This is a genomic window from Streptomyces novaecaesareae, from assembly GCF_000716875.1.
GTDB classification, from domain to species: domain Bacteria; phylum Actinomycetota; class Actinomycetes; order Streptomycetales; family Streptomycetaceae; genus Kitasatospora; species Kitasatospora novaecaesareae.
In genome coordinates this window covers 1-16,360 of the sequence record NZ_JNWQ01000001.1, presented here as the reverse complement: position 1 = coordinate 16,360, position 16,360 = coordinate 1, and the positions used below count along the sequence as shown (strand labels likewise).

16 protein-coding genes are annotated in these 16,360 nt (G+C 73.6%); 6 read left to right on the top strand and 10 right to left on the bottom strand.

Annotation, left to right across the window (positions count from 1 at the left end; translation table 11 throughout):
• Nucleotides 1-40: 40 nt before the first annotated feature.
• The 6 genes from paaC to OP86_RS00055 form a co-directional block, all read right to left on the bottom strand.
• A complete protein-coding gene (gene paaC / locus OP86_RS00080) occupies nucleotides 41-952 on the bottom strand; it encodes a 1,2-phenylacetyl-CoA epoxidase subunit PaaC (protein ID WP_051829486.1) in 912 nt (303 codons plus the stop codon).
• 13 nt (nucleotides 953-965) lie between these two features.
• Complete coding sequence (paaB, locus tag OP86_RS00075; protein ID WP_030056311.1) at nucleotides 966-1,259, bottom strand: 1,2-phenylacetyl-CoA epoxidase subunit PaaB; 294 nt, start codon at nucleotides 1,257-1,259, stop codon at nucleotides 966-968.
• Nucleotides 1,256-2,302 carry a 1,2-phenylacetyl-CoA epoxidase subunit PaaA gene (paaA, locus tag OP86_RS00070; RefSeq protein ID WP_418952571.1) on the bottom strand — a complete coding sequence of 349 codons (1,047 nt, stop codon included), beginning with the start codon at nucleotides 2,300-2,302 and terminating at the stop codon, nucleotides 1,256-1,258. Before paaA ends, paaB begins: the two co-directional genes overlap by 4 nt.
• 243 nt (nucleotides 2,303-2,545) lie before the next feature.
• Nucleotides 2,546-4,054 (bottom strand): M20 family metallopeptidase, encoded by a 1,509-nt coding sequence (locus tag OP86_RS00065; protein WP_199815133.1) that lies wholly within the window; start codon nucleotides 4,052-4,054, stop codon nucleotides 2,546-2,548.
• 709 nt (nucleotides 4,055-4,763) lie between these two features.
• Nucleotides 4,764-5,423 (bottom strand): response regulator, encoded by a 660-nt coding sequence (locus OP86_RS00060; RefSeq protein ID WP_030056307.1) that lies wholly within the window; start codon nucleotides 5,421-5,423, stop codon nucleotides 4,764-4,766.
• Nucleotides 5,420-6,763, bottom strand: coding sequence for a sensor histidine kinase (locus tag OP86_RS00055; protein ID WP_051829485.1), 1,344 nt, complete (start codon nucleotides 6,761-6,763; stop codon nucleotides 5,420-5,422). Before OP86_RS00055 ends, OP86_RS00060 begins: the two co-directional genes overlap by 4 nt.
• A 175-nt stretch (nucleotides 6,764-6,938) precedes the next feature.
• Here OP86_RS00055 and OP86_RS00050 point away from each other — a divergent pair, with 175 nt between their 5' ends.
• The 5 genes from OP86_RS00050 (at nucleotide 6,939) to OP86_RS00030 (ending at nucleotide 11,221) form a co-directional block, all read left to right on the top strand.
• Nucleotides 6,939-7,739: a class I SAM-dependent methyltransferase gene (locus tag OP86_RS00050; RefSeq protein WP_078588329.1), complete on the top strand. Its 801-nt coding sequence runs from the start codon at nucleotides 6,939-6,941 to the stop codon at nucleotides 7,737-7,739.
• Nucleotides 7,740-7,853: 114 nt separating this feature from the next.
• Nucleotides 7,854-8,156 (top strand): GNAT family N-acetyltransferase, encoded by a 303-nt coding sequence (locus tag OP86_RS00045; protein ID WP_030056304.1) that lies wholly within the window; start codon nucleotides 7,854-7,856, stop codon nucleotides 8,154-8,156.
• 247 nt (nucleotides 8,157-8,403) lie between these two features.
• Nucleotides 8,404-9,417 (top strand): aldo/keto reductase, encoded by a 1,014-nt coding sequence (locus OP86_RS00040; protein ID WP_030254518.1) that lies wholly within the window; start codon nucleotides 8,404-8,406, stop codon nucleotides 9,415-9,417.
• Nucleotides 9,418-9,535: 118 nt separating this feature from the next.
• Nucleotides 9,536-10,123 (top strand): TetR/AcrR family transcriptional regulator, encoded by a 588-nt coding sequence (locus tag OP86_RS00035; RefSeq protein WP_030056303.1) that lies wholly within the window; start codon nucleotides 9,536-9,538, stop codon nucleotides 10,121-10,123.
• Nucleotides 10,124-10,300: 177 nt separating this feature from the next.
• Nucleotides 10,301-11,221, top strand: coding sequence for an ADP-ribosylglycohydrolase family protein (locus tag OP86_RS00030; protein ID WP_030056302.1), 921 nt, complete (start codon nucleotides 10,301-10,303; stop codon nucleotides 11,219-11,221).
• 43 nt (nucleotides 11,222-11,264) lie between these two features.
• Here the strand turns inward: OP86_RS00030 and OP86_RS00025 are convergent, their stop codons facing one another.
• Nucleotides 11,265-11,531, bottom strand: a complete 267-nt coding sequence (locus tag OP86_RS00025) for a GlsB/YeaQ/YmgE family stress response membrane protein (RefSeq protein WP_030056301.1) — start codon at nucleotides 11,529-11,531, stop codon at nucleotides 11,265-11,267.
• Nucleotides 11,532-11,687: 156 nt separating this feature from the next.
• Complete coding sequence (locus tag OP86_RS00020) at nucleotides 11,688-11,954, bottom strand: GlsB/YeaQ/YmgE family stress response membrane protein (RefSeq protein WP_030056300.1); 267 nt, start codon at nucleotides 11,952-11,954, stop codon at nucleotides 11,688-11,690.
• 259 nt (nucleotides 11,955-12,213) lie between these two features.
• On the opposite strand from OP86_RS00020, the gene OP86_RS00015 reads away from it, so the two are divergent.
• Nucleotides 12,214-13,458, top strand: a complete 1,245-nt coding sequence (locus tag OP86_RS00015; RefSeq protein WP_030254520.1) for a glycosyltransferase — start codon at nucleotides 12,214-12,216, stop codon at nucleotides 13,456-13,458.
• Between the two features lie 156 nt (nucleotides 13,459-13,614).
• Here the strand turns inward: OP86_RS00015 and OP86_RS00010 are convergent, their stop codons facing one another.
• Together OP86_RS00010 and OP86_RS00005 are read right to left on the bottom strand one after the other, a co-directional pair.
• Nucleotides 13,615-15,174 (bottom strand): NCS1 family nucleobase:cation symporter-1, encoded by a 1,560-nt coding sequence (locus OP86_RS00010; protein ID WP_234434729.1) that lies wholly within the window; start codon nucleotides 15,172-15,174, stop codon nucleotides 13,615-13,617.
• Between the two features lie 98 nt (nucleotides 15,175-15,272).
• Nucleotides 15,273-16,286, bottom strand: coding sequence for a TIGR03842 family LLM class F420-dependent oxidoreductase (locus tag OP86_RS00005; protein ID WP_030254523.1), 1,014 nt, complete (start codon nucleotides 16,284-16,286; stop codon nucleotides 15,273-15,275).
• Between the last annotated feature and the right edge of the window lie 74 nt (nucleotides 16,287-16,360).

Sequence of the window (16,360 nt, the reverse complement as noted above, 5' to 3'; positions counted from 1 at the left end):
ACGCCGGTCGCCACCGTGCCGGTCTCCGCCACATCGCCCGTCACCACGTCGCCCCCGGGTGTGCGCGGGCCACCACCTGGAGTTCGGCGAGCAGCGGGCCCAGGGCCTCGGTGTGCACGCCGTCCCGCCCGGCCCGGCCGAGGACGGTGGCCAGCGGCGGTACGTCCGGCACGGCCAGCCCGGCCTCGGCGAGGACGGCGGCGAGCGACTTCAGCACCGGCTCGCGCAGGGTCGCCGGGTCGACGCCCACCCGCAGCTCCACCGGGTGCGCCGTGAACAGCTCCTCCAGCAGCGGCCAGACGGCGTCCAGCCCGGCCTGCATCCGCTCGGCGGAGTACGGGGTGCCGTCGCCGAGGCGCAGCGTCCACGCGGTGGCGTACTCGCGGTGGTACGCCAGCTCCTTGACGCCCCGGGCGGCGACCGACGCCAGCACCGGGTCGGGGTGCGCGCTCAGCGCCTCGTACAGGGCGCCGCGCGCGGTGGCGAACAGCAGCAGCCGGGCGATCGTGTGGGCGAAGTCGCCGTTCGGCGTCTCCACCAGCCGGACGTTGCGGAACTCGTGGTCCTCGCGCCAGTACGCCAGGTCGTCCTCGGTACGGCCGGAGCCGTCCGCCTGGCCGGCCCGGGTGAGCAGCAGGCGGGACTGGCCGAGCAGGTCGAGGCCGAGGTTGGCCAGCGCGACCTCCTCCTCCAGCTCCGGCGCCCGGGTGCACCACTCGATCAGCCGCTGGGCGAGGACCAGGGCGTCGTCGCCCAGCATCAGGCAGTAGGCGGCGAGGTCGGCGCCGTCCAGACCGGCGGGCAGGGCGGTGTCCACGCCGAGCAGCGGGTCGGCGAAGCCCGTCCCGTACGCCCAGCGGCCCTCGCCCTCGGGGCCGGGGGTGGCCTCGGCGAGGCTGAGGTAGACGTGGTCGTCCTGGTCGGCGCCGGCGGTGGCGGTGTGGTCGTGCATGGCGGTTCCCCCGTCAGATGTGCGGGACATCCTCGGGGATGTCGTAGAAGGTCGGGTGGCGGTAGACCTTGTCGCCGCTGGGCTCGAAGAAGGGGTCGCGCTCGTCCGGGGTGGAGGCGGTGATCGCGTCCGAGCGGACCACCCAGAGGCTGACGCCCTCGTTGCGGCGGGTGTAGAGGTCGCGGGCGGCGAGCAGGGCCATCCGGTCGTCGGCCGCGTGCAGCGAGCCGACGTGGACGTGGTTCAGCCCGCGCCGGGGGCGCACGAACACCTCGTACAGCGGCCATCCGGCCTTGGACTCGGTCACTTTCCGTTCTCCTGTTCGGTGGCGTGCTGCTCGACGGCGTCGGCCTGCTGCCCGGCGGTTTCGGTCTGCTGCCCGGCGGCGACGGCGTGCTGCTCGGCGGCGCGCTTGGCCGCGTAGGCGACGGCCGCCTCGCGGACCCAGGCGCCGTCCTCGTGGGCGGCGCGGCGGCGTTCGATCCGCTGGGTGTTGCAGGGGCCCTGGCCGCGGATGACCCGGTTCAGCTCGGACCAGTCCGGCTCGCCGAAGTCCCAGCCACCGCGCTCCTCGTTCCAGCGCAGTTCGGGGTCGGGGAGCGTGACGCCCAGGTGCTCGGCCTGCGGGACGGTCATGTCGACGAAGCGCCGGCGCAGCTCGTCGTTGCTGTGCCGCTTGATCCGCCAGGCCATCGAACGGGCGGAGTTCGGCGACTCGGCGTCCGAGGGGCCGAACATCATCAGCGACGGCCACCACCAGCGGTCCACGGCGTCCTGGACCATCCGGCGCTGGGCCTCGGTGCCGCGCATCAGCGTCATCAGGAGCTCGTAGCCCTGGCGCTGGTGGAAGGACTCCTCCTTGCAGATCCGCACCATCGCGCGGGCGTACGGGCCGTAGCTGCAGCGGCAGAGCGGGACCTGGTTGCAGATCGCCGCGCCGTCCACCAGCCAGCCGATCACGCCGACGTCGGCGAAGGTGAGGGTCGGGTAGTTGAAGATCGAGGAGTACTTCTGGCGGCCGGAGATCAGCTTCTCGGTGAGCTCGGCGCGGTCGATGCCCAGGGTCTCGGCGGCGGCGTAGAGGTAGAGGCCGTGGCCGGCCTCGTCCTGGGCCTTGGCGAGCAGGATGGCCTTGCGGCGCAGCGACGGGGCCCGGGTGAGCCAGTTGCCCTCGGGCTGCATGCCGATGATCTCGGAGTGGGCGTGCTGGGCGATCTGGCGGATCAGGGTGGCCCGGTAGGCGTCGGGCATCCAGTCCCTGGGCTCGATCCGCTGCTCGGCGGCGACGACCGCCTCGAACCGGTCCTCCGGCGTCTGCGCGGGGACCGCCTCGGCCACCTCTGCTGTCACCACGGTCACCTCTCGTGTCACTGCCGTGTCCGGCCCGGCCGATCATTCAACCGACTGACCGTTCGGTCGGTACCATTCTGCGCGGCGGGGCGGAGGGATGGCAAGGCGCGGAGACGGGTAACAGATGACAGCTGACAGATTTCGAAATCTGTCAGCTGTCATCTGTTACCCGTTTGCCGTCATCCGGCGGATGTCATCCGGCTCGTGTCATCCGCCGGCTGCCGCCCGTCGCCCTCTCGCCCCTCACCCCTCCGCGCGGTCACGCAGCCGCGGCAGCGGTACGGCGAGAAGCGCGGCCAGCAGGGCGACCCGGGGGCCGATCTGGTCCAGCCGGATGTGCTCGTGCCGGGCGTGGGCGCCGGCACCCACGGCGCCGAAGCCGTCCAGGGTCGGAAGCCCACGGGAGCCCGGCAGGTTGGTGTCCCCCGCCCCGCCCGCCGGGGCACCGTCCAGCGGCTGCCCGAGCACCGCAGCGAGCGAACGCACGTGCCGCAGCAGCGGATTGCCGGTCCGCTCGGGCCATGCCGGACGGCTGGACAGCACCTCCGTCCGCACCCTGGCACCCGGGCGCAGCGCGGTGAGCCGGGCCAGGTGGTCGAGCGTACGGCGCTGCGCCTCGGCGGTGGAGAACCGCAGGCCGAGTTCGGCCTCGGCTCGGCCCGCGACCACGTTGGCGCGCGAACCGCCGCTGATCCGGCCGGCGTTGAGCTCGGTGCCCGGCTGGCCGGCCAGGCCGCGGACGAGGACCAGCTGGTCCACCAGCTCGTCGACCGCCGACACCCCGTCGTGGGCGTCGTTGCCCGCGTGCGCCTCGCGCCCGGTCACGGTGAGCCGGACCCGGGTGCTGCCGCGCCGCGCGGTCTTCAACCGGCCGTCGGGGTGCGGCGGTTCGAGGCCCAGTACGGCGACGGCGCCGCGCAGTTGGCGCTCGACCAGGCGCCGCCCGTCCGGGCTGCCGACCTCCTCGTCGGAGACCACGACCAGGCGAACGCTCCGGTGCGGCCGCTCCCCCAGGTCGGCGAGCAGCGCCAACGCGCCCTCCAGGATGGCGAGTCCACCCTTCATGTCGACCACGCCGGGGCCGGTGAGCCGGCCGTCCTCCTCGGTGACCGGCCAGTCCGCCAGGGTGCCGACCGGCCAGACGGTGTCATGGTGGCCGACGATCAGCAGGTGCGGCAGGGACTCGTCCCGCCCCTCCCACTCCAGGACGAGGTGGTCTCCCGCCGGACCGGGTTCGCGACGGGCAGTGGCGCCGGTGGCCCGGAAGCCGGCGGCCAACTCCTCGGCGAGGGCGTCGAGTCGGGAGGCGTCGCCGCTGGGCGACTCGATCCGGGCCAGGTCGGCGCAGCGGCGTCGGACGGCGCCGGCGAGGGTACGGGCGCGGGCACTGAGCGCCTGCGGCAGACCGGTCAGCGCCGCGGTGACCGGTGCGTTCGCGGCGGGGGCAGCCGTCGCTCTCGCCGTGAGCGCCTTCGCGGTGGACGTCTGCACGTTGGGCGTCTTCGCAGTGGACGTCTGCACGGTGGACGTCTTCAGGGTGGGACTCTTCGCCACGATGGCGTTCGCAGCGGCAGCGTTCGCAGCGGCAGCGGCAGCGGCAGTGGCGGTGGTGGCGGTGGTGGCGGTGGTGGCGGTGGTGGCGGCTGTGGCGAGGGCCTCGCCGTCAGTGGCGGCCGGGACGGAGACCTGGGCCCGGTCGGGTTCTGCGGCGGCACCCGGTGCGGCGGGCGACCCGACGATCTGGGGACTCAACGCTCGCCTCCGCGGCCGCCGCCGGTATTCAGCGGCCGGACCGGCCGCCCGCTCCCGCCCGGGTACCAGGCCCGGCCGGACCGCACAGGTCGGCCGGGATGACCGGCGGCCCGCCCCTGCGGCCCGTCTGGCCCAAGTGTGGTGGAACGGCTGGGCGGCATGCTTGGCATTGCGTCCTCCTCGCTCGATCCGGTGGCCCCGGTCCGCCCGGAGCCCCGTGGACGGCGGCCTCCTTGCGGTGGGCGCGGTGGCCGAACCACCGCAGGGAAGCCGAGATGTGAGCCTAGAAGAACCGTTCGGTTTCCTGCGAGGTGGCCCTGCTCCCAACGTGCCGGTACCGGACCCGACCTCGGACACCCGTCGGGGAACGGCGACGGGCGCACGGCACGCGGGCCTGGATCGGCGCGCGGGCGCGGTCGCCGGATCGCGCCCATCTCCACCATGGACCCACCGCCCCAGTTCGGCAGCGCAAACCGCCAAGGCACGGCAATTCCACGCCGGATGGGTGACATCGGCTCAGCACGCGGTACGAACCGGGAGCACGCGACGGCTCAGGGAAGTCCGGCCCTCGGCCCGGCCTGACTCCGGGGGAGCCTCCGGGGAACACCCGCGTGGACACGGGCCGGTGGGATGCCCCGACGAGCCCCGACGTGCACCGCCGTGTACTGCCGTGCACCGCCACCGGGTAGGACGGACGGAACCGCGGCTCTCAGCCGCCGTCCCCGACCAACCCCGCATCGCGCGCCAGCAATGCGGCCTGGACCCGGTTGCCGACGCCGAGCGCGGTCAGGATCCGGCTGACGTGCGCCTTGACCGTGCTCTCGCGCATCCCCAGCACGCCCGCGATCTCGGCGTTGGAGAGCCCGTCGGCGAGTTCGCGCAGGACGTCGGTCTCGCGCGGGGTGAGCCCGGCGACCCGGCCGCGGGCGGCGACCGACCGGGGAGCACCGACCCGGTGGTACCGGTCGATCAGGCGTCGCGCCGCCGCCGGGTGCAGCATCCCCTGGCCGCCCGCGACGACGTGCACGGCCCGGGCGATCTCGGCGGGCGGGGTGTCCTTGAGCAGAAAGCCGTCGGCCCCGGCGGCGAGCGCCTGGTACACGTACTCGTCCAGGTCGAAGGTGGTGAGCGCGATGACCCTCGGGGCGTCCGGCAGTTCGCGCAGGCGCCGGGTCGCGGCGATGCCGTCGAGCCGGGGCATCCGGATGTCCATCAGCACGACGTCGATCCGCCGGCTCCCGGCGAGTTCGACGGCCTGCAGCCCGTCGGCCGCCTCGGCGACCACGGTGAGCGCCGGGTCCTGGGCGAGCAGGTCGACCAGGCCGAGGCGGACCAGTGCGTCGTCGTCGACCACCATCGTTCGGATCATGTGGCGTCCTTCGGCCGTGGGGGCGGTCTGTCGGTACGGACGAGCGCCGGCTCCGGGACGGGTGCAGGCACCGGTTCCGGAACCGGTCCGGGTTCCGGAACCGGCAGCGGCACGCGCTCGGACGCGGGTAACCGGGCGGAGAGCCGGAAGCCGCCGCTGCCGTCCGGGCCCGCGTCGAGGTGACCGCCGAGCGCGGTGACCCTCTCGCGCAGCCCCACCAGACCGTACCCGCCACCGCTGACCGGCTCGTCCGGCGGCGCCGCGCCCGGGCCGTTGCGCACCTCGACGGTGGTCTCCGGTGCCCCGTAGCCGACCCGGACGGTGACGGGCGCGGCGGGCGCGTACTTGCGGGCGTTGGTCAACGCCTCCTGAACCAGGCGGTGCACGGCCAGCCGGTGGGTGGTCGGGACGGTCTCCGAGTCTCCGGCGAGGGCCAGTTCGATCTGCTGACCGGCCTGGGTGGCCTCGCCGACGAGTTCGGTGAGGTCGCGCAGGGCGGGCGCCGGGACCCGGGCGGCCCCGGCGGGCACCGGGGGCTCGGCCCCGGCGGCTCGGGCGCCTTCGGCCGGTGGGTCGGCGCGCAGCGCTCCCAGGACGTCCCGCAGGTCGTCGAGCGAGCGGGCGGCGGTGGTGCGCAGCAGTTCGAGGCGGTGGGTGAGGCGTTCCTGGTCGGCGGCGACGGTACCGGCCCGGGCCTGGTCGCGCAGCACCCCGGCGTGCAGCACCAGCAGGCTGAGTCGGTGGGCCAGCACGTCGTGCATCTCCCGTGCGATTCGGCCGCGTTCGGCGGCCCTGGCCTGATCGGCGCGCAGTTCGCGCTCACGGCGCAGCGCGTCGACCTGTTGGTGCAGGGTGCGGATCAGGACCCGTCTGCCGTGCAGCCACAGGCCGAAGGACAGGGTGGCGGCCTGGACGAGGAGTTGGGATCCGGTGGTACCGGCCCAGCCGACCAGCGTCTCCGCGCCGGTCGCGCTGACCACCGCGATGACCGCGCCGCCCGCGACGGCCGCGCCGGTCCGGCCGAGGTGGGCGAGGTGGAAGACGCTGAACAGGCCGGGGAAGGCCCGGTTGAGCAGCCCGCCGGTGAGCACCGGCAGCACGGCGGAGGCGACGGGGTAGCGGCGTGCGAACAGCAGCGAGAGCGAGGCGAGCGCGGCCGCCACCGTCCGCGGCACGCGCAACGGACCGTCGGAGTGCAGCCACTGGTACAGGGCCTCCTCGGCGGTGAGGCCGAGCAGGCCCAGCAGCAGCAAGGTGTCGGTCCAGGGCCGGTGGTCGGGGCCGTACCAGTCGAGCGGGATCCTGCGCATCGGGATCCTGGGCATCGGGGTGGTGCGCATCGGGCTCCTCCTCCCCTCGCTCCGCCTGTCGTTCGATCTGTCGGGCTCGATGCTAGGGGCGGCCGGTTCCGGCGCGCCTCTGTCTTCCGGGTACCCGCACCCTCGACTTTCGTCGGGGCTCGGCGCCGCTGACCGGCCGATTCGCGGCGCTCCCGGGCTGCCTAGCGTCGACGGCATGACGAACGAACAGCTCCGCCACCGCCCCGACTCCCGTACACCGCAGGACAGTTCACCATCCCAGGGCGGCGGGGACCACCTGCTGTTCCTCGCCGAGGCCCTGCGCACGTTCCGGGACACCGGCGCGCTGGCTCCGAGCGGCACCGCTCTGGTGAACGCCCTGGTGGTGCCGGTCACCAGCCGCCCGGACCGTCCGATCTCGGTGCTGGAGGTCGGCGCCGGCACCGGCGTGGTGACCCGGCGTCTCGCCCAAGTGCTGCGCCCTGGCGACAGGTTGCACGTCGTGGAGGCGAATCCGCGGTTCGCCGAGCGGCTGCGGGAGGACCCGGTCCTGGCCGCGCGCCGCCCGGGCGTCGGGCTGCGACTGTCGGCCTGCCGGGTCGAGCGGCTGTCCGAAGAGCCCGAGGAACCCGGAGATCCCCAGGAACCCGGGGAGCCCGGGGAGCGGTACGACGTGATCGTGTCCGGGCTGCCGTTCACCAACTTCACGCCCGCGCAGGTCCGCGACATCCTCGACCTGTACCTGCGGCTGCTGGCCCCCGGCGGCGAGCTGACCTACTTCGGGTACCTCGGCACGACGGCGGCCCGTACCCTCACCTCGGGGCCCCGGCGGGGTGCCCGACACCGGGAGGTGGTGCGGCTGTTGCGGCGGTTCGAGGCGGCGTACGGGCTGGGCGAGCGCACGGTGTGGCGCAACCTGCCGCCCGCCCGGGCCTACCTGCTGCGCTCCCCGGGCGGCCACGAGGACTGGGCCCCGCGCAGGGAGCTCACACCGCACGAGGAACGGGCGACGGCGTGACCGGAACGCCGGGGCCGGGCGGCGCGGCCGAGCCGCTGGGCGGGACGGCCCCGGCCGCCCGATGATGGACCGGGGCCGGTCCCGGCCCCGACTCTCCAGCAGTGAGGACCTGTGATGACCCTCTCGGTACGCGACGTGGAAGACCAGAGCCGTTTCGAGGCCCGGGTGGACGGCCGGTTGGCGGGCTTCGCCGAATACCTGCGCAGCGACCACCTGGTGGTCTACCCGCACACCGTGGTCGAGCCCGCCTTCGAGGGGCAGGGCATCGGCAGCGCGCTCGCCCGCGCCGCCCTGGACGACGCCCGCGCCCGTGACCTGCCCGTCCTGGCGACCTGCCCGTTCATCAAGGGCTGGATGCTCAGGCACCCCGAGTACACGGACCTCGCGTACGAGAACCGCAGCCGGGTCGCCGACTGACGGCCGTCGGCCGGCTGCCCTGCGCACCGCCCGACCAGTTGCCCGACCAGCCGCCCAGCGCGCCACCCGGCGCGCCGCCAGCGGCCCTAACAGATGACAATCGACAGATTTCAACTTTCAGATAACAGACGACAGCGAACAGATTTTGAAATCTGTTCGCTGTCGTGCCATAGTGACACCCGGGCCACCCTGCCCGCGCCCCGCCGGCACCCCCGGCGCCGCGCCCCCCCCGGTCCTTGGAGTCCCCATGTCCTCGACCACCCGCCCCGCCCAGCGCCGCCTCGGCGCCGCCGGCCCCGTCACCTCGGCCCTCGGCCTCGGCTGCATGGGCATGTCCGACATGTACGGCCCGGCCGACGAGGCCGAGAGCATCGCCACCATCCACGCCGCCCTCGACGCGGGGATCACCCTGCTTGACACCGGCGACTTCTACGGCATGGGCCACAACGAACTGCTCATCCACGAGGCGCTGCGCGGCCGCGACCGCGAGAACGTGCAGATCAGCGTGAAGTTCGGAGCCCAGCGCGGCCCGGACGGCCAGTGGCTCGGCTACGACGCGAGCCCCGCCGCCACCAAGACGGCGCTCACCTACACCCTGCGCCGCCTGCGCACCGACCACGTCGACATCTACCGCCCGGCCCGCCTCGACCCGAAGGTCCCGATCGAGGAGACCGTCGGGGCCATCGCCGACCTGGTGAAGGGCGGCTACGTCCGTCACATCGGCCTCTCCGAGGTCGGCGCCGACACCTTGCGCCGCGCCGCCGCCGTCCACCCGATCAGCGACCTGCAGATCGAGTACTCCCTGCTCACCCGCTCGATCGAGGCCAGCGTCCTCCCCACCGCCCGCGAACTCGGCATCGGCATCACCGCGTACGGCGTGCTCTCCCGCGGCCTGCTGAGCGGCCACTGGAACCAGGAACGCACCCTCACCGGCACCGACTTCCGCAGCCGCAGCCCGCGCTTCCAGGGCGAGAACCTCGCCCACAACCTCGCACTGGTCGAGGCGCTGCGCACGATCGCCGCCGCCAAGGACGCGAGTGTCGCCCAGGTGGCCATCGCCTGGGTGGCCTCGCGCGGGCAGGACGTCGTCCCGCTGGTCGGCGCCCGCCGCCGGGAGCGCCTGACCGAGGCCCTCGGCGCCCTGGACGTCACGCTGACCGCGGCGGACCTCGCCGCCATCGAGGCGGCCGTCCCCGCCGGCGCCGCCGCAGGTGACCGGTACGCTGCCGCGCAGATGGCCCACCTGGACAGCGAGCGCTGAGCAACCCGGCCGGGCGGCCCCGGGGCCGCTCCCGCCGAGCGGCCCCGGCAGCCCGACTCGCCTGCCTGTCCGGAAGGCAGCACCACCCGACCGAACGACCCTAAGGACGGACCACGCCGTGACCACGGACACCACACTCACCGCCGAGCAGATCCTCATCGCGGCGGAGGACGTCCTCCGGCGGTTCGGGCCGGCCAAGGCCACCGTCGTGGACGTCGCCCGCATCCTCGGCGTCAGCCACAGCAGCGTCTACCGCCACTTCCCGAGCAAGGCCGCGCTGCGCGAGGCGGTCACCCAGCGTTGGCTCGACCAGGCGCACCACGAGCTCGCGGCCATCTCCACCGAGGGCGGCCACGCCGCGGAGCGGCTGCACCGCTGGCTCACGACGCTGTTCGCGGCCAAGCGGCGGAAGGCGCTCGACGACCCGGAGCTGTTCGCGACCTACATGGTGCTGGTCGAGGAGAACAGCGCCACCGTCGACGCGCACATCGACACGCTGGTCGGCCAGATCGCGCAGATCATCCAGGACGGCGTGGACGGCAAGGAGTTCAAGCTCACCCACTTCCTCAACACCGCCCGCGCCGTCTTCGACGCCACCGCCCCGTTCCACAACCCGGCCTACGCGCCCACCTGGTCCGTCCCGGGCACCGACGACCGCTTCGAGGCCGTCTGGAAGCTCGTCCTCGGCGGCCTGAAGGCCAAGTGACCAAGGCGCAGTGACGAAGACGCAGTGACCCAGGCGCAGTGACGAAGGCACCGTGCCGAAGAGGCAGTGCCGAAGACGCAGTGGGCGGGGCGCCGGCGACCGGGGCGAAATCCGGTGGCCGGTGCCCCGCCCCTCCGGCAGACTGCCGTGCACAGTTGATCTCACCTGGAGGATGACATGCGCGCGGCCGACCCGGTCCTGGACAGTCTGCAGGGGCTCGCCCTCGGCGACGCCTTCGGCGACCGCTGGTTCTCGGTCCCGGTGGACGAGGCGCCCAGTGCCCTCGCCGCGCGCCTGGTCCGCCCCGCCCCCTGGCACTGGACCGACGACACCGCGATGACCCTCGTGCTGGTGCGCCACCTGACCGCCCGGGGCGAGGTCCACCAGGACGCGCTGGCCCAGGAGTTCGCCGCGGAGTACGCGCGCGAGTACGGACGCAAGTACGGCCCGTCGATGCACCGGGTGCTGCGCGGGATCGGGGCGGGCGGGGACTGGCGCGCCATCACCTCGGGCCAGTTCGAGGGCCAGGGCTCGTACGGGAACGGCGCCGCGATGCGGGTCGCCCCGCTGGGGGCCTGGTTCGCGAACGACCTGGACGAGGTGGCCAGGCAGGCCGAACTCCAGGCGCTCACCACGCACTTCCACCCGGAGGCGGTGATCGGCGCGGTGGCGGTCGCCCTCGCGGCCGCGCTCGCCGTCCGGAGCCGCGGTGAAAGCGCCCCCGGCCGGGCCGAGTTGCTGACCGAGATCGCCGGACGGCTGCCGGTGAGCGACGTCCGCTCCGGTCTGCGGATCGCCGCCCGGCTGCCCGAGCACACCAGCATCCGGCAGGCCGCCACCGTGCTCGGTTCCGGAGTGCTGATCTCCGCCCCGGACACCGTCCCGTTCGCCCTCTGGTCCGCCGCCGGGCACCTGGACTCACTGCCCGAGGCCCTCTGGCACACCCTGGAGGGCTGGGGCGACAAGGACACCACCTGCGCCATCGCCGCCGGGGTGGTGGCCGCCCGCACCGGGCTCACCGAGGTCCCGCCCGCCTGGCTCGCCGCCCGGGAGGAGCTGCCGGACTGGGCCGCCGGGACGGCGGCGTCCGCGGAGTGACAGCCGGCGGCGGCCGGCGGGGGCGGCCTGAGGAGGCGGCCGGTCAGCGCCGGACGATGCGCTGGAGCACGCCGTAGAGGAACAGCAGCACCACCGCGCCGCCGATCGCCGACACCCAGGTCGTCAGGTCGAGGAAGCTCACCTTCACCGACCCGTGCATCCAGTGCGAGACGATCCAGGTGCCGACGTAGGAGCCGGCGATGCCGATCAGGGTGGTCCCGATCAGGCCGCGCTCACCCTTCCCCGGCAGCACCATCCTGGCCAAGGTCCCCGCCACCAAGCCCAGTACGATCCACGCCATCCAGCTCATCCGTCGCCCCTCGCGTCATCGGCGTGACGGCCCCGTCGAGAACACCGGGTCCGGTCCCAAGGACGCCGGAGGGCGCCACATGGTTTCCGGCGCCCGGGACGACCGGCACGAACCGGCCACCGAACAGCGGCGCCGAACGGCAGGCTAACCCACCTGTCAACGGCGCGACTTGCCGAACAGCAGCCGGTAGAGGATCAGCAGCACCAGGGCACCGCCGATCGCCGACACCCAGGTCGCCCCGTCGAAGAAGTGCGCCGTGATCGACCGGTGCATGAAGTGCGAGGCGATCCAGCCGCCGACGAAGGAGCCGGCGATGCCGATCAGGGTGGTCACGATCAGGCCTCCAGGGTCCTTCCCCGGCAGCAGCAGCTTGGCCAGCGCTCCCGCCAGCAGGCCCAGCACGATCCACGCGACGATGCCCATCCGTCTTCCCTCCCGTACTCGGCGCGACGGCCCCGTCCCGTCCGCTCTGCCCGGAAGGACGCCACCGTCCGTCGCCCGGTTCCGACCCCGGCCGCGACACCCAGTCCCGACACCCGGCCCCGGCGCCCTGGACCGGCACCCAGGCCAGACGCGCAACCCCGACGCCACCGGGCACAGCGTCCGAAACCGGCCACCGCCCTCCCTCCCGACCGCGCGTGGCGTCCTTCCCGCCGGCCCTGCGCGCCGGAATACTGCGGCCATGCGCATCCTGATCGCCACCGCCGGCTCCCGGGGCGATGTGGCCCCCTTCACCGGGCTCGGGGTCCGCCTCCGGGAGGCCGGCCATCAGGTGGCCGTCGCCACGCACGCGACCTTCGCGGAGTCCGTCCGGGCGTCCGGGCTGGAGTTCCGCCCGCTGCCGGTCGACCCGCGCGCCGAACTCGCCTCCGAGCAGGGGCGGCGGCTGCTGCGGGCCGGCAGCGGCCCGGGGGAGGTCCTCCAACTCCTGCGTCTTGGCCGGAGGTTCATGCCCGCACTCGGTGACGGCATCGTGGCGGCCGTCGCCCTCGGCACCGACCTGCTGCTGACCACCAGCACCACCAGCGCGCTCGGCCAGGTCGCCGCCGAGGCGGCCGGCCTGCCCACCCTCGGACTGTTCCTCCAACCCATGGCCCCCACCCGGGAGTTCGCACCCGCCGTCACCGGCACCCGGTCGCTCTCCCGGCCCGGCAACCTGCTCGCCGGGCACGCCGTCCAGGCCGCGACCGACCGACTGTTCGCGCCCGCCGTCCGCGCACTGCGCCGCCGGCTCGGCCTGCCGCCGCGCGGCATCGCCCGGGCCCGCCGCACCCAACCCGTCCTGCACGGCTTCTCCCCGACGGTCGTGCCCCGGCCGGCCGACTGGCACCCCCGGCTGGACGTGGCGGGCTACTGGTGGCCGCCGGAGCAGCCGGACTGGCAGCCCCCGGCCCGGTTGCTCGACTTCCTCTCCGCCGGACCGCCACCGGTCTTCGTCGGCTTCGGCAGCCTCGTCGTCCCCGATCCCGAGCGGCTCACCGCCGCCGTGCTCGCGGCCGCCCGTGCCGCCCGGGTGCGCGTCATCCTGCAGTCGGGCTGGAGCGGGCTGGCGGCCGAGGACTCGGAGACCGTCCTGACCATCGGCGACGCCCCGCACGACTGGCTGTTCCCGCACACCGCCGCCGTGGTCCACCACGCGGGCGCGGGCACCACCGCCGCCACCCTCCGCGCCGGGGTGCCCACCATCCCCGTCCCCGCCCAACTGGACGCCCCCTTCTGGTCCGCCCGGCTGGCCGCCCTCGGCGTCTCCCCCGGCCCCGTCCCCCTCCGCAGCCTCACCCCGGCCCATCTCGCATCCGCCATCCGCCGCGCCCTGGACACCCCGCACCACCGCGCCCGCGCCCGGGCCGTCGCCGCCACCCTCGCTACCGAGGACGGCACCAGCAAGGTGCTCGCCGCCGTCGAACGGCACGCCGCGGCGGGGTGATCGGCGATGGCGGACGACGAACCGGGAACAGAGAACAGCGAACGGACGACAGCTGACGGATGACAGCCGACAGATAACAGCTGACAGATTTCAACATCTGTCAGCTGTCATCCGTCAGCGGTAGCCCGTGAGCCGCCGCCGGTCACCTGCTCGCCGTCACCCGCGCCCACCCCCGCTCCGGCGCCGCCCCGCTCCCGCCGCCCCCAGCCCGACGTACACCAGCGAAGCCGCCGCCAGGCCGACCGCCCAGCCGTAGTCGGCCAGCGGCTTGAGGAAGGGGATCAGGCCGTCCGCCGGGAACGGCCCCTGCTTCGCGCCGTGGGCGTCGACGGTGGAGTACGAGCCGCCCACCGCGAGCAGACCGCCCACCAGCAGTGCCGCGACGGCCCGCCAGTTCCACCCGCCGGTGTACCAGTACGCCCCGCCCGGTCGGTAGAGCTCGGCCAGTTGCAGGCGGGTGCCCCGCAGCAGCCAGTAGTCGGCGATCAGGACGCCGGCGACGGTGCCGAGCAGGCCGCCGACCACGCCCAGCCAGGTGAAGATGTAGACGTGCGGGTCGGCGATCAGCCGCCACGGGAAGATGGCGATCCCGACCACGCCCGTGATCAGCGCCCCGGTGCGGAAGTTGACGAACCGGGGCAGCAGGTTGGCCAGGTCGTAGGCTGGCGAGACGACGTTGGCGGCGATGTTCACCGACAGCGTCGCGACCAGGACGGTCAGCAGCGCGAACAGGATGCCGACCGGGCTCTCCATCTTCGCGGCGAGCCGGATCGGGTCCCACACCGGTTCGCCGTACACGGCCTGGGAGCCGGAGGTGACCAGCACGGACAGGAGGGCGAAGAGCGTCATCGTCGTCGGCAGGCCGAGCGCCTGGCCCCGGATCTGGGCCCGCTGGCTGCCGCCGAAGCGGGTGAAGTCCGGAATGTTGAGCGCCAGGGTGGACCAGAACCCGATCATGCCCATCAGCGACGGGAAGAAGACCTTCCAGAACCCGCCGCCCCACCCCAGTTTGGACGGCTGGTCGAGCAGCGGGCCCAGCCCGCCCGCCTTGACGGTGATCCAGACCAGCAGTGCGAGCGCACCGACGATGACGAACGGCGCGGCCCAGTTCTCGAAGCGCCGCAGCGCCTCCATCCCCCGGGCGATGATGGCCATCTCCAGCAGCCAGAACAGCAGGAACGAGAGCCACTGGGTCCACGGGTAGCCGCCCAACTCCCCTGCGGTGCTCCAGGACTGGCCGAACAGCTTGCCCGCCAGCAGGAAGATGCCCTCGCCGCCGATCCAGGTCTGGATGCCGAACCAGGCGCAGGCGACCGCCGCTCGTATCAGCGCGGGCAGGTTGGCGCCGCGCAGTCCGAAGGCGGCGCGGGCGAACACCGGGAACGGGATGCCGTACTTGGTGCCGGCGTGCCCGGTGAGCAGCATCGGCGCCAGCACGACGACGTTGGCGAGCGCGATGGTCAGCACCGCCTGCTTCCAGTCCATGCCGAGCGCGACCAGACCCGAAGCCAGCGTCCAGGACGGGATGTTGTGGGCCATGCCGACCCAGAGCGCGAGGAAGTTGTACGTGGTCCAGGTGCGTCGTGCCACCGGGACCGGCCGCAGGTCCTCGCTGGTGAATCCGTTGGGAGGCAACTCCCCGGCGGCCGGGTCGAGTTCGACCCGGCCGTCGGGGTGCTGCCGCTGTCTGCCGCTGATGGTCGCGGTGTCGGGCAAGGGCAACTCCCGTCTGCTGCAACTGGGATCACCTGAAGATCGCCCGGGGTCGCCCGGGATCAATGGAGTTCACCGGAGCGCGCCGGAGGCCTCCGGGATCACAGGTGGGGGATGACGTCCGTTCCGTAGGCGTCGATGGTGGTCTCGATCGCGTCGTGCATGGCGTAGACGGCGAACTGGTCGACGCCGAGCGAGCGGAGTTCGGCCAGCCGGGCGCGCTGCACCTCGGCCGGGCCGATCAGGCAGAAGCGGTCCACGATCTCGTCCGGCACGAAGGTCGTGTCCGGGTTCCCGGCCCGGCCGTGGTGGCTGTAGTCGTAGCCCTGGCGGCCCTTGATGTAGTCGGTGAGCGCCTCCGGCACCAGGTCGGAGTGCTCGCCGTAGTGCTCGACCAGGTCGGCGACGTGGTTGCCGACCATCCCGCCGAACCAGCGGCACTGCTCCCGGGCGTGGGCGAGCGCGGCGGGCGAGTCGTCGGCGGTCACGTAGGCGGGGGCGGCCACGCAGATGGTGACCGAGTCGGGGTCGCGGCCCGCCTCGACGGCGGCGGCCCGCACCGCCTTGACCATGAACTCGGTGAGGTACGGGTCGGCCAACTGCAGGATGAATCCGTCCGCTTGGCGTCCGGTGAGGGCGAGGGCCTTCGGACCGTACGCACCCATCCAGATCGGCAGCGACGTGTCCGGGCCGACCCACGGCAGGTGCATCTCGGTGCCGTCCACCTCGACGGTGCGGCCCTCCGCCAACTCCTTGATGGCGTGCATCGCCTGGGAGAGCCGGGCGAGGGTCGCGGGGTGGCGTCCGGCGACCCGCATCGCGGAGTCGCCGCGGCCGATCCCGCAGACCGTGCGGTTGCCGTACATGTCGTTCAGGGTGGCGAACAGGGAGGCGGTGACCTCCCAGGTGCGGGTGGAGGGGTTGGTGACCATCGGGCCGACGGTCAGTCGCTCGGTCTCGGCGAGGATCCGGCTGTAGATGACGAAGGGCTCCTGCCACAGGACGCAGGAGTCGAAGGTCCAGCCGTGGCTGAACCCGGCCTGCTCGGCGCGGATCATCCGGTCGATGAGCAGGCGGGCGGGCGGGTCGGTCTGCAGGACGAGGCCGATGTCCATGGGTGGCTCCGGGACTGTCTCTTATACACATCTGACGCTGCCGACGAGCGATCTAGTGTAGATCTCGGTGGGTG